This is a genomic window from Thermogemmatispora onikobensis (assembly GCF_001748285.1).
Classification (GTDB): domain Bacteria; phylum Chloroflexota; class Ktedonobacteria; order Ktedonobacterales; family Ktedonobacteraceae; genus Thermogemmatispora; species Thermogemmatispora onikobensis.
Window position 1 is genome coordinate 26,536 of the sequence record NZ_BDGT01000004.1, and the last position, 13,640, is coordinate 40,175.

At 60.3% G+C, this 13,640-nt stretch carries 9 protein-coding genes; 2 read left to right on the forward strand and 7 right to left on the reverse strand.

What is annotated here, in order from left to right:
• Window positions 1–238: 238 nt before the first annotated feature.
• The 5 genes from BGC09_RS02815 to ilvB form a co-directional block, all read right to left on the reverse strand.
• Entirely contained in the window at window positions 239–1,216 is a 978-nt protein-coding gene (locus BGC09_RS02815; RefSeq protein ID WP_218103942.1) for a branched-chain amino acid transaminase, read from the reverse strand.
• 259 nt (window positions 1,217–1,475) lie between these two features.
• Entirely contained in the window at window positions 1,476–2,657 is a 1,182-nt protein-coding gene (locus BGC09_RS02820; protein WP_069801899.1) for a 2-isopropylmalate synthase, read from the reverse strand.
• 150 nt (window positions 2,658–2,807) lie between these two features.
• Window positions 2,808–3,839, reverse strand: coding sequence for a ketol-acid reductoisomerase (ilvC, locus tag BGC09_RS02825; RefSeq protein ID WP_069801900.1), 1,032 nt, complete (start codon window positions 3,837–3,839; stop codon window positions 2,808–2,810).
• A gap of 15 nt (window positions 3,840–3,854) precedes the next feature.
• Window positions 3,855–4,394: an acetolactate synthase small subunit gene (ilvN, locus tag BGC09_RS02830; protein ID WP_084657878.1), complete on the reverse strand. Its 540-nt coding sequence runs from the start codon at window positions 4,392–4,394 to the stop codon at window positions 3,855–3,857.
• A gap of 40 nt (window positions 4,395–4,434) precedes the next feature.
• Window positions 4,435–6,201: a biosynthetic-type acetolactate synthase large subunit gene (ilvB, locus tag BGC09_RS02835; protein WP_084657879.1), complete on the reverse strand. Its 1,767-nt coding sequence runs from the start codon at window positions 6,199–6,201 to the stop codon at window positions 4,435–4,437.
• Window positions 6,202–7,078: 877 nt separating this feature from the next.
• On the opposite strand from ilvB, the gene BGC09_RS23345 reads away from it, so the two are divergent.
• Complete coding sequence (locus BGC09_RS23345) at window positions 7,079–7,213, forward strand: hypothetical protein (protein WP_275935487.1); 135 nt, start codon at window positions 7,079–7,081, stop codon at window positions 7,211–7,213.
• Window positions 7,214–7,484: 271 nt separating this feature from the next.
• On the opposite strand, the gene thpR is transcribed toward BGC09_RS23345, so the two are convergent.
• Complete coding sequence (gene thpR / locus BGC09_RS02845; RefSeq protein WP_069801904.1) at window positions 7,485–8,075, reverse strand: RNA 2',3'-cyclic phosphodiesterase; 591 nt, start codon at window positions 8,073–8,075, stop codon at window positions 7,485–7,487.
• A gap of 18 nt (window positions 8,076–8,093) precedes the next feature.
• Window positions 8,094–9,935 carry an ATP-dependent zinc metalloprotease FtsH gene (gene ftsH, locus BGC09_RS02850; protein WP_069801906.1) on the reverse strand — a complete coding sequence of 614 codons (1,842 nt, stop codon included), beginning with the start codon at window positions 9,933–9,935 and terminating at the stop codon, window positions 8,094–8,096.
• Window positions 9,936–10,393: 458 nt separating this feature from the next.
• Here ftsH and BGC09_RS02860 point away from each other — a divergent pair, with 458 nt between their 5' ends.
• A complete protein-coding gene (locus tag BGC09_RS02860; protein WP_439959662.1) occupies window positions 10,394–13,558 on the forward strand; it encodes a molybdopterin-dependent oxidoreductase in 3,165 nt (1,054 codons plus the stop codon).
• Window positions 13,559–13,640 lie beyond the last annotated feature (82 nt).

Consider the following 13,640-nt stretch of genomic DNA (forward strand, 5'->3'; position numbering starts at 1 on the left):
CAAGACCTTCCATTGCTCTCAGCATCTCCTTTCTGTCCGCTTTGTCAGCGGAGAAGAGTGGCTTTTATTGTACCACGCACTTGGGCTACTCGTCAGTAGCCACGGCGCCAATAAGGTGCGCCTGGGAGCGAGGGGGATGGCTCCCCCCGTGTTCACCGCTCGCTCTAGCCCAGGCCAGCGAGACAGGCAACAAGAAGGGCAAGGCTCCCCCGCCCAGCTCCACAGCGCCTCTCTCTCCCTATTCGTAGACGGGTGTCAGCCAATGACGATACTTGTCGTTCTCGCCACGACAGGCCGCCAGATAGAGGGCTTGTAACTTCATCGTAAAAGGACCAGGGCGCCCGCTACCGATCGGGCGGTGGTCGACACTGATCACCGGAGAAACCTGGACGCCAGTCCCGCAGAGGAACATTTCTTCACTGGCATACAGCTCCGTGCGATCAATACGCCGCTCCTCGACAGTCATGCCAAATTCATCACGCACCAGCTGGATCAGCGCATTGCGTGTGATGCCTTCAAGAATGTCTTCAGAGGGGGCCGGAGTGATCAGCTTGCCGTTGCGCAGGATGAAGAGATTACAGGAACTGCCCTCGGAGACATAGCCATCGTGCGTCAGCATGATCGCCTCATCAAAGCCACTGGCCAGAGCGTCTTCGGTCGCCAGAGCACTGTTGACGTAGCCCCCTGTCACCTTGGCCCGCACCGGCATGGCATTGCTGTTGGCCCGCCGCCAGCTTGACGTGCAGACCCGCAAGCCCGACTCGATGTCGACATAGTTGCCCATGCCAAAGGTATAAATCGCAAACTCATCCTTGAGACCAGTCAGGCGCGGCTTGACCGTCAACGAAGCCTTATAGGCAATCGGTCGAATATAGACATCTTGCTGATAGTTATGCTTCCGCAGTAGCTCAACTGTGATACGCTCCAAGTCCTCCATCGAATAGGGGAGATTGAAGCGCATTACATTCCATGAATGCATCATCCGCTCGTAGTGTTCGCGCATTTTCAGCACATAGAGCTGCTCTTGAGCGGCATTCCAGTAGGCGCGGATTCCCTCGAAGCAGGCAGTACCGTACTGCAGGGCATGGGTAGCAATGCTAATCTTGGCCTCAGCGATGGGCACAATGCGGCCCTCGAAGAAGGCGTAGCCCTCAAGCGGGTCCTGAATCGAGACCTTCTGTGGTGTGGCTTCCTGAGAACTCTGTGTCTGCGTCACGACCTCACTCCTTCGATCGATACAGGCAAAGCGCAGGGGCCATAGAACCGTCCCACGCGTAAATAAGAGCATGGTAGAGAAAAAAGGAAGAAGGCGCAAGGGCGTGCCGCTGAAACCTCTGGCGGACACACCCTTGCGGGCCAGAAGCTCTCTCTTGACCGTTGCTGGTCCTGTCTGGTCTGCCAGTTGGCCAGTCGGGGCGGGAGTGGAGAGAGGTGCTCTTCCCGACAAGCCAGGGCAGGGCAGGGTAGCAGCGACCCTAGATCGCCGAAGGTGTCTCCAGGCTGCTTTCGACGATATAGATCAGATCGTCGTCGGTCACATACTTCTTCTCATCGGCGAGAGCGATGAAGCGTGCATAGGCCTTCTTGAGCTGCTCAGCATTCAAGCGATAGCCGAGCTGGCGCAGGCGGGCATCGAGGCCGTGGCGTCCGGAATGTTTGCCGAGCACCAGGCGCGTATCGTCCCAGCCGACCGACTGTGGCGTCATGATCTCGTAGGTCAAGCGATTCTTCAGCACGCCATCCTGATGGATGCCGGCCTCATGAGCGAAGGCATTCTGGCCCACAATGGCCTTATTGGGCTGCACAGGGATACCTGTCAGGCGGCTGACCAGCTGGCTGGCCGCCACGAACTCGCGGGCATTGATGCGCGTATCGGCCTGGAAGACATCCGGGCGCGTACGCAGGGCCATGACCACCTCCTCCATCGCCGTATTGCCAGCGCGCTCACCGATGCCATTGATGGTCACCTCCACCTGTCGAGCGCCGCCGCGGATCGCCGCCAGAGTGTTGGCCGTGGCCAGGCCGAGGTCATCATGGCAGTGGGCGCTGAGCACCACATTCTCCATGCCCGGCACATGCTCGCGCAGGTAGCGGAAGAGCATCTCATACTCATGCGGCATCACGTAGCCGACCGTATCGGGCACATTGATCGTCGTGGCGCCCGCCTTGATGGCCAGCTCGAAGACGCGGCAGAGATAGTCCCAGTCGCTGCGGGTGGCATCTTCCGCCGAGAACTCGACCCGCGGGCAGAGATTGCGTGCATAGGCCACCATGGTCTTGACCTGCTCCAGGGCCTCCTCGGGCGTGATCCTCAGCTTATACTTCAGGTGGATATCAGAGGTCGCCAGAAAGACATGGATCACTGGCTGGTCCGCCTCGCGGACGGCTTCCCAGGCCGCGTCGATATCCTGGGTATTGGCACGCGCCAGGCCGGCGACGGCCACATCATGGCCACGCACACGCTGCGCAATGGCCCTCACCGCCGCCAGGTCTCCGGGTGAAGCAGCCGGAAAGCCAGCTTCGATGATATCGACGTTCAGGCGCACGAGCTGCTCAGCAACTTGCAGCTTCTCCTCGGTTGTCATGGTGGCGCCAGGCGACTGTTCACCGTCACGCAGAGTTGTGTCAAAGACGCGAATTACCGCAGGATCTTCCATTGCTGTTGTTCCTCCTTGTGACCATTCACCGGATGACGAGAGGCCATTTGTCGGCGTCTCGCCACCCGTAGCGCAGGCAAGCCGATGAGCGTGCCGGCGGTCAGGCCAGCTGGCTCGTCACCGGCGAGCCAGCTCAGGCTGCTCCTTTCCTCACTTCTTGGTCGGCCCCGCAATTTCAGGCCGCTTGTCTACAGGCTTGAGCCAGGGCATCATCGCGCGCAGCTCGCTACCGACCTGCTCGATCTGGTGCTGCGCGTTGGCGCGGCGCATCGCCTGGAAAGCCGGGCGCCCAGCCTGATTCTCCAGAATCCAGCGTGTTGCAAAGGTGCCGTCCTGGATCTCGCGCAAGATCTTACGCATCTCGTTCCGTACTTGCTCATTAATGATGCGCGGGCCAGAGACATAGTCACCATACTCGGCAGTATCGCTGATCGAGTAGCGCATATAGCTCATGCCGCCCTGATACATCAGGTCAACGATCAGCTTCATCTCGTGGAGGCATTCAAAATAGGCCACCTCGGGCTGATAGCCAGCCTCCACCAGTGTCTCGAAACCAGCGCGGATCAGGGCCGTCACGCCGCCACAGAGTACAGCCTGTTCGCCAAAGAGATCGGTCTCGGTCTCCTCCGCGAAGGTCGTGCGCAGGACGCCGGCACGGGTGCATCCAACGGCGCGGGCATAAGCCAGCGTGAGGGCTTCCGCCTGCCCGGTCGCATCCTGATGGACAGCCCACAGGGCTGGCACGCCCACGCCTTCGGTGAAGAGCCGGCGCATCATATGGCCGGGGCTTTTGGGGGCTACCATCGCGACGTCAATATCGGGAGGCGGCACGATCTGCGAATAATGGACGCTGAAGCCGTGGGCGACCATCAGCATCTTGCCCGGGGCCAGGCCAGGACGAATATCGCGCTCAAATACTTCGCGATGGTACTGATCAGGGATCAGCAGCATGATGATGTCGGACTGCGCCGCCGCCTCGGCGGTCGTCATGACTGGCAGTCCATCAGCCTCGGCTTTCTCGCGGCTCTTGCTGCCTGCTGGCAAGCCAATTACGACATTGCAGCCGTTGTCGCGCATGTTGAGGGCATGAGCGTGGCCCTGGCTGCCATAGCCAATGACCGCCACACGCTTGCCCTGAATCAGCTCAAGATTGGCATCTGCATCGTAGTAGATATTCGCCATTGACTGCTTCTCCTCCTATTCATCGCGCGCAATCGCCAGACAACCGCTGCGCGCCAGTTCGCGAATGCCATAAGGCTGGAGTCGTTCCAGGAGTTGCTCCACCTGCTCACCTTTGCCGGTAACCTGCAGCGTGAGCGTTTCGGGCGCAAGGTCGACGGCCTGCGCCCCAAAGTGCTGGCCCAGTTCGATGATCTCGCTGCGGTTGGCAGCGGTGCAGTTGACCTTGACCAGCGCTAGCTCACGTTCAATCGCCCGCCCAGCCGGGAAGAGGAGCACCTGACGAACGTCGACAATCTTGCGCAACTGCTCGCAGAGGTGCTCGACGCCGACTTCGGCATCGTCAACGACCACAGTGACCCGTGCCACTCCGGCCTCTTCGCTCGGGCCGACGACGAGGGTGCGCATGTTGGCCCGTCGGCGACGCAGCACATTGACCACCCGATCAACCGCACCCTGGCGATCGTCGACCAGCAGCGCCAGGGTGTAGAGGCGCGCGCTTCCCTGGGGGGCATCCGCCTGCCCGGCACGCGCTGAGGCGATAGCCTGCTCTGTCATGTCTGATCCCGTCCTTCCGTCTGTCCTCACAACCTGCCCGTTATTCACGCTCGATAATCATATCGGTGATGGCGGCTCCAGGCGGCACCATTGGGTAGACGTTAGCCTCGGCCTCGATGGCAAAGTCGATGATGACCGTGCCAGGGGTCTGCATGGCCTGCTGCACGGCGGCCTGGACATCTTCGCGCCGCTCTACTCGTATACCCGTCAGGCCATAGGCTTCCGCCAGCTTGACGTAATCCGGGCTGCTAATGGGAGTTTCAGAGTAGTTACGCTGGTGGAAAAACTCTTGCCACTGGCGCACCATACCGAGGTAGCCATTGTTCATGATGGCCACTTTGACCTCAACGCCCTCATCGCGGATGGTGGCCAGCTCCTGAATATTCATCTGGATGCCACCATCTCCGGCCACCACCCAGACCGTGGCCTCGGGCCGCCCCATCTTGACGCCCATTGCCGCCGGCAGAGCGAAGCCCATCGTGCCAAGGCCGCCAGAGGTGATATGACTGTTGGGATGGGTCCACTTGTAGAAACGGGCTGTCCACATCTGGTGCTGGCCCACATCGCTGACCACCGTGGCCTCGCCATCAGTGACCTCGTAGATGGCATCGAGGATATCGGTCGGCGTGGGATAGGACGCAGGACGGCGCAGACGGCGAGCTCGCTCCTGCTCCTCGGCCTCCCACTGGCGCAGCTCGCTCAGCCATTCCTGGTGATCGCCTGGTTCCACGGCCTCCACCAGGGCCGCCAGGGCCGCCTTCGCATCGGCCAGAATGGGCACGGCAGCCGGCTTGACCTTGTTCAGCTCCGACGGATCGATGTCGATATGGATGATCTGAGCCTGGGGAGCAAATTCGCTCACCTTGCCGGTCACGCGATCGTCAAAGCGCAAACCGATACCGATAATCAGGTCGGTGACCCCAATCGCGCGGTTCACAAAGGCCGGCCCATGCATGCCCGGCATGCCCAGGAAAAGCGGATGCTCAACTGGGAAGGCACTCAGGCCGAGGAGGGTGGTGATCACCGGAATGTTGGCCTTCTCGGCCAGGGCACGCAGCTCGGCATAGGCATTTGAAAGGATGACGCCATGACCAGACATAATGACTGGGCGGCGCGCCTGAGCGATGAGGCGAGCAGCCTGCTGAATGGCCTCGGGCGCTGGTTGAGGCACGCGCGTCGCGCGGTACAGTTCGATCGAGCGCACGGAAGCAGCAGGGCGATAGACGGTCTTGGCGAACTGGACATCCTTGGGGACATCGACCAGCACAGGACCGGGGCGCCCGCTGCGGGCAAGCTGGAACGCCTCATGCACCACATCCGCCAGCTCCTCGACATGCCTGACCAGGAAGTTATGCTTGGTGATAGGCAGGGTCAGGCCAAGGACATCGGTCTCCTGGAAAGCATCGCGTCCGATGAAGGGACGACCCACCTGGCCCGTGATGGCGACCACCGGCGTTGAGTCCATGTAGGCGGTGGCAAGGCCGGTCACCAGATTGGTGGCCCCCGGACCACTGGTGGCCACACAGACGCCAACCTTGCCAGTGGCACGCGCGTAGCCATCGGCGGCATGGGCCGCGGCCTGCTCATGGCGCACCAGCACATGATGCAGTCGCGGGTAGGCGGGGAGCGCGTCATAGAAAGGCATGATCGCGCCACCCGGATAGCCATAGAGCAGCTCTACGCCCTCGCGCACCAGGGCCTCGCAAAGAATGTGACTACCTGCCAGCTCGCGCGCTTCATCAGCGGCGTGCGCACTGGCCCTACGGGCATCTCCTGACTCCTGAGTAACCGTCGCAGTTGTTGTCATACTACCTTCCTCCTTAACCTAGGGGCGTCCCTGCATAGCTCGCTAGACTCGATTCGATTTGTGTCTGATAGACGCTTGAGACCAGATAATGTAAGTGAGACTGCTGCGAAACGCCCTGCAAGCAATAAAAAACGAGGAACCGCCCTGCCGGGAGGCCCTCGTTAGGTTACCTGCGCTGGATCGGGTTGCGTCGTTGCTCCCGCTACTCTCCTCTCGGCGTGCCAGGCGTAAGGCCCGTGGTAAGCGTTACGAGGCTAAGGCTAAGGCCCGTAAGGCTTACCACCCCGCTAAGGGTAAGGCTAAGGCCAATAAGAAGGAGCACAAGCCCTACAAGGAGGAGCGTGGAGGCAATCGCAATAGCTAGAGGGGCTACAAATAAAGAAATCGGCGTCATGACGCCGATTTTCAGAATAAGGAGGAGACCAGCCATCATAGCAGCGGACATAGCAACGGCAGTCACCGTAGCCGTAGCTTGCCCCATACTGCCACGCATCGTGGCAGCAGCAGCAGAGCGACAGCCCATCGCAGGCTGCTCAGCCCAGGACATCGCTTCGGCCCACTGGTTGCCGGTACGACACGCTGCTGACATGCTCACTGGCTCCTTCTCTACAGAGATCTCGCGACCTTCGTTCGTGTTTGCTGTTCCGTACTTCTTCCGCTCCGCGCGATTGCTCAGCTTAGAGCAGGGAAAGATACCCTCTGCGCCAAACAACCTTCTCAACAGCTAAAGAGATTAGAGTTTGCTTGCAAGAGACGTTCAGCGGTAAGAGGCTAATCGTTGCCTCAAACCTGCTGCGCTGGCTTCTCTCCGTCGACAGCTGGCCTGGCTCATACCTGATTGTCTCACCAGCTTGCAACCTAGAGAGATCATAAGAGCATGCGCGGCATCTCGGAGGTAATTGACTGCGGGCGTCGTTGCCAGGTCGTCGTGCGAACCCCGTACCTGCTCTTCTTCCCCTCTCCACCTACCCCCTACTGGAGCCACTTCTTCGTAGCGGGTCCTGCTGTCTGAGAGGATACACCACTCGTTGGAGTTTGTCAACCCCTGAATCGCTTTCTACTCCTCTTGGCGAGAGCAGTGAAAGCGATCAGGGCAGGCTGGAGGCTGCTCGGGTCTCTCGTTATTCCGTGATAAGCTCTGCCAAGAGAGGAGTCAACAGGGTGAAAGGCAGCTCCCTCTCCGCTTGTCCTGCGCAGCAGAAGAGGGAGCCAGGTCTCAGCATGAAGCAGACGGAGCGAACGAAACCGAGAGATGAGCTGGTACTGAGATCATTCAGTGCCAGTTACTTCTCATCGTGTGGCCTGACAAGGTGGGCACGATGCAAGCAGCTATAGCGCGCCCCTGCTCGCGACAGCTCACTCTTCATGACGTCCAGGGTCTCTACGGTATGTTGTGGCAGGGAAGCCGGTACGCGGATCTCGTAGAGCAAGCGCTGCAAAGCCTGCTGCTCCTCACGTGAGAGCGGCCTCTTGAGGCGAGCCAGCGTCAAATGGGGAGAAAAGGGGCGCTCTTCGGGAGGGAAGCCTCGCGCCTTCAGCTCACGCATGAGTGTCTGCTGCAAGGCCCGCATCCGCCCCGATGCATCCTCGAGGCCCATCCAGATGACGCGCGGCGCGCTGGCCGGTCCAAAGGTACCAAGTCCTGTTAAGCGATAGCTGAAAGGTGACACCTGTCGCGCCGCGGCCTCGCCGGCTTCAATCGCCTGTGCCAACTGCTCATCACTCAACTCTCCCAGAAAAGCCAGCGTCACGTGCAACGAGGTCGGCTCAACCCAGCGCGCCGCGGGTAAAAGATGCGTGCCCCGGGCAATGGCTCGTCCCAGAAAGGTCTGCAGCTCTGGACTGAGATCGAGAGCAAGAAAGGTGCGTGTCATCGCAAGCAATCGTTCCCCTCACGCGGCAAAGAGCATGGCATCCAGCTCCTCACCATCGATGGTCTCAACCTCGATCAAGCGCTCAGCGATAGCAACCAGCTTCTCGCGCTTCTGGCGAAGAATGTCGAGAGCCGTCTGATGAGCCTCCTCTACCAGGCGCGCGACCTCGGCGTCGATGCGGGCCGCCATCTCGGGGCTGATCAGGGTAGTGCCATCCTCATTCATTTTGAGGGCCACATTTCCCAAGGCGCTCATGCCGAACTCGCAGACCATCCGCCGTGCCAGCGCTGTCACATACTCGATATCCTGACTGGCTCCAGTCGTGATGTCGCCGAAGACCAATTCTTCAGCAGCGCGTCCTCCCATCGCGCCGGCCATTTTCGCCAGGAGTTCCGAGCGGCGCAAGAGATAGCGGTCCTCCAGCGGCGCCTGAAGCGTAATGCCCAGGGCCATGCCGCGGGCGATGGCCGTCACTTTGCGTACCGGGTCTGCGCCGGGCAGCGAGCGCATGACGATGGCGTGGCCTACCTCGTGATAGGCAATGATGGCCTTTTCGGCTTCCGTAATGACGCGGCTTTTACGCTCCGGCCCTGCCATCACTCGCAGAATAGCCTCTTCTAGCTCGGCATTGCCGATAGTGTCACGGTGCCGACGCGCCGCCAAGAGAGCCGCTTCATTGAGCAGATTGGCCAGATCAGCCCCAGAGAAACCCGCCGTCTGGCGCGCTACGTGCTGCAGATCAACCTCCTCCGCCAGGGGTTTGCCACAGGCATGGACCTCCAGAATCGCCAGGCGTCCTCGAATATCTGGCTTATCCAGAATAATCTGCCGATCGAAGCGGCCTGGACGTAACAAAGCTGGGTCGAGAACATCGGGCCGGTTGGTGGCGGCGATTACCACGATGCTGCTGTTTTTCTCGAAGCCATCCATCTCGACGAGCAGCTGGTTGAGGGTCTGCTCCCGCTCATCGTTTCCGCTGGCCGCCGAGGCATGCCGTTGACGGCCAACGGCGTCAATCTCATCAATGAAGATGATGCAAGGAGCATGAGCCCGCGCTTCGCGGAAGAGATCTCGCACACGTGCAGCCCCCACGCCAACGAACATCTCGACAAACTCAGAGCCGCTGACGCTGTAGAAAGGGACACCCGCTTCACCAGCAACAGCCCGGGCGAGTAGCGTCTTGCCTGTACCCGGCGCTCCCACGAGCAAGACCCCGCGCGGCGTACGCGCCCCCATCACCCGAAAGCGCTCGGGCTGCTTGAGGAATTCAACGATCTCTTCTAGCTCAACTTTGGCCTCTTCAACTCCAGCCACATCTTTGAAGAGGATCGACGGACGACTCTCGTGAAAGCGCCGCGCGCGCGAGCGGGCAAAAGGTAGGGCCGAGGCTCCAGGACCAGCCCGGCGCAGGATGAAGAAGGCTCCGCCGACAACGAGAGCGACAAAGAAGAGATAGGCCAGTCCCTGCCCCCAGCTCGTATGCTGCCCGTTATCGACAGTCACGGTGACTCCGTCCCGCCGCAGGAGGTCAGTCAGCGTCTGCCCCTCCTCCTTCAAGGCATGGTATTGCTGACCGCTCCGATCGCGGGCATAGACGTCGCTGCCACTGATCAGAACACTCTGGAGGCGGTGATGGTCGGCCATATCGAGCAATGCGCTGATCGGCACTTCGTGCGTGGTTCCCCCCATGAAGGGAATGCGCACGACACGCATGGTCAGCAGGACGAAGAGCGCGGCACTTACTAAGACTAGCGGCAGCACCAGACGCAGCCAGGGGTTCTGCTTCCAGAACGCCCTCAGAGAGAATCGTCGCTTGTTCTTCGACGATGATTCGTGCTTGTGCTCAGGAGACCTATCCATGCATCCTTTAAATCCTTCTTACAACATTTACTTCCAGGGCAGGTTATATATCCCCAGAGTATATCAAGGTAGCTCTCTGTGTTTTAGATCGGTTCAAATATGTGATTACTATAGCCTGCTACTGCCCGGTTTAGCAAGTCTGTAGCTGATTGTACCAGGAGGGGAAACCGGCAAGCAGACCCTTTTTCCCAACTCCTTGCTATCTAGCCAGAATCAGGGAGAGCGGCCCCTCTCAACGGGACTGGAAATCGTTCCCGGCCCGTGCCATAATGATTCTGTTCCTCAGTCGGAGGCACCAACGACGCTGAAGTTGCCGACGGCAGCGACATGCCATACTACTCAGCATGCCTGAGCAGCCCGGCAAACGACTCGCGGGAGATGGAACGGAAAGGAAAGAGCCTATGTCATCCAGGAAGCGCGAAGCAGCAGAAGAAGCAACTGCAGCGCGACCACTGCTGGTGAAGACGCTCCAAGAGGTGGCCAATGAGGCCCTGGAGATCGGTTCTAAGCGCCAACCCTTCAGCGCGGAGAGCCGTTACAAGGCGCCCCGCATTCGCGATGCGCGCGTGGTTCATAGCGTTTGTCCCTATTGCGCTGTAGGTTGCGGCCTCAATGTCTATGTGAAAGATGGTCAGGTGATCGATATTGAGGGGAACCCAGACAGCCCAATCAACCACGGGACACTCTGCCCCAAAGGGGCGGCTACCTTTCAGTATACGGTGAATCCCAGCCGCCTGACGCGCGTACTCTATCGTGCCCCCTACAGCGATCATTGGGAAGAAAAGTCGCTTGATTGGGCGATGGAGGAGATCGCGCTGCGGGTTAAAGAGACGCGCGATGCAACCTTTGTTGAGCGGCTCCCGGATGGGCGGGAGGTCAATCATACGCTGGCGATGGCCTCGCTGGGCGGTGCCACGCTCGATGTAGAAGAGAACTATTTGATGAAGAAGCTCTTCACGGGCGCCCTGGGCATTGTCTCCATCGAGAACCAGGCCCGTATATGACACAGCTCTACAGTGCCCGGTCTGGGCACAACCTTTGGGCGTGGCGGGGCCACGACCTTCCCACAGGACCTTGTCAATAGCGATTGCATTTTGATCATGGGCAGCAACATGGCGGAAGCCCATCCGGTGGCCTTCGCCAACGTTGTCAAGGCAAAAGAGCGCGGCGCCAAGGTTATCCACATCGATCCTCACTTCTCACGTACATCCGCGCTCGCTAACCTGTATGTGCCCATTCGTGCAGGAAGCGATATTGTTTTCCTGGGGGCCATTATTCGCTATCTGCTGGAGAATAGGGCCTTCTTCCAGGAGTATGTGCTGCACTATACGAATATCGCCACCCTGATCCGCGAGGATTTCCGCGATACTGAGGACCTCGATGGGGTTTTCTCGGGCTACGATCCCGAAACCGGGACCTATGACCCGACCAGCTGGGATTACGAGCGCGATGCTGAGGGCCGTCCGCTGAGCGATCCGACGCTGCAGCATCCACGCTGTGTTTACCAGATCATGCGCCGCCACTACGCACGTTATACGCCCGAGCTGGTCGAGCAGGTCTGTGGAGTGCCGCGCGCACTCTGGCAGCAAGTGGTCGATACCCTGGTCGCCAATTCGGGCCGCGAGCGCACAAGCGCGATCTGCTACGCCGTGGGCTGGACACAGCAATCGAAGGGCGTGCAGATTATCCGTACGGCGGCTATGCTTCAGTTATTGCTGGGCAATATCGGGCGCCCAGGTGGCGGGGTAATGGCTCTGCGCGGCCATGCCTCGATCCAGGGGTCAACCGATGTCCCAACGCTCTACGATCTGCTCTCTGGCTATATGCCACAACCGGCGGCTCTGCTCGCTCCTGGAGAGGGAACCAGGCGCCCCCGGGCAGAGGAAGTGCAGGCACCGGTCGCCGGCGAAGAGATGAGGCCGGTCGGTCCCTCACAGCAGACGCTGGCCGAGTATATCGCTGCCGTGGGCCAGAAAACAGGCTGGTGGGCCAATCTGCTGGCCTATATCCGTAGCCTGTTGAAAGCCTGGTACGGCTCTTACGCCGATGAGGAGAACGGGGAGCGCAGCTATCGCTTCCTGCCTAAGATTATCGGCGACCATTCTCATCTGGCCACAAGTTACGCTATGCTCGATGGCAAGGTGCGCGGTTACTTCCTCTTCGGCCAAAATCCCGCCGCCGGTAGCACGAATGCCCGCATGCAGCGTAAGGCTCTGGCACAGCTCGACTGGCTGGTAGTACGCGATCTCTACGAGGTCGAGTCGGCGGCTTTCTGGTACCGGGGTCCAGAGGGCGAGGCAATTGATCCCAGGCAGATCAAGACCGAGGTCTTCCTATTGCCTGCCGCTGCCTCCACGGAGAAAGAGGGGTCTTTCACTAATACCCAGCGCCTGCTGCAGTGGCGCGACAAGGCCGTTGATCCCCCTGGCGACGCGCGCTCCGATCTGTGGTTTGTCTATCACCTCGGCAAACGCTTGAAGGCGCTCTACGCTAATAGTCCCTACGAGCGTGATCTGCCGATCAAGGCCCTGACCTGGGACTACGAGCGCGAGACACCCGAACCCGGTTCACGTATTCTCGATGAACCAGATGCCTTGCTGGTGCTGAAGGAGATCAACGGCTACTATGCGCGCTCTGCCGATGGGAAGGAGTATAGTCTGCGTGAGGCGCCGCATGTGCCTGATTTCACGGTGCTCAAAGCCGATGGCAGCACGGCCTGCGGCTCCTGGATCTACAGCGGAGTCTATCCAGCACCGGGACGAAACCGGGCGGCGTCGCGCGATCCTTCTGGCTATACCTTCCCCAACTGGGGCTTTGCCTGGCCGGCCAACCGCCGTATTCTCTACAACCGCGCCTCGGCTGATCCCCAGGGTCGTCCCTGGTCGGAGCGCAAAAAGTACATCTGGTGGGACGAGGAGCGTCAGCAGTGGACGGGTTACGATGTTCCCGACTTTCCGCTGCGCAAGCCGCCAGACTACACGCCTCCGCCGGGCGCTACCGGGATCGACGCCCATGCTGGCAGCGATCCTTTCATCATGAAGCCCGATGGCAAGGGCTGGCTGTTTGCGCCGAGTGGCCTCAAGGATGGTCCGCTTCCGACGCACTATGAGGCGGCGGAGGCACCTATCGCCAACCCGCTGTACCATCGCCAGAGCAATCCTGTGGCTCGCTACTTCCGCGACCGACCCGATAATCGGCTGGCAGCGGTCGGCGACGAGCGCTATCCGATCGTGGCTACTACTTACCGCTTGACGGAGCATCATCTGAGCGGGCCGATGACGCGCTGGCTGCCCTGGCTGAACGCGCTCCAGCCAGCCCTTTTCGTCGAGATCAGTCCCGAGTTGGCCGCAGAACGCCAGATTCGCCACGGCGATGAGGTGATTATCAGTACGCCGCGGGGCGAGATCGAGGCCCGCGCCCTGGTGACGCGGCGGCTGCGCCCGTTGCGGCTCAATGGGCGCATCGTCCATCAGGTCGGCTTGCCTTTCCATTGGGGCTTCCAGGGCAAGGCCACGGGCAGCATCACAAACGATCTGACCCACATGGTGCTGGAACCCAATGTCAGTATCGAGGAAGCAAAAGCCTTCCTGTGCGATGTGCGTCCAGCACGAGGCAGGCGCTAACTAAGCGCGCGCAGAGCGGCACGGCACGGCCCCCCAGCCTCGGCGACCTGGCTGTGCAGATAGCAAGCAGAGCACTGGCAGC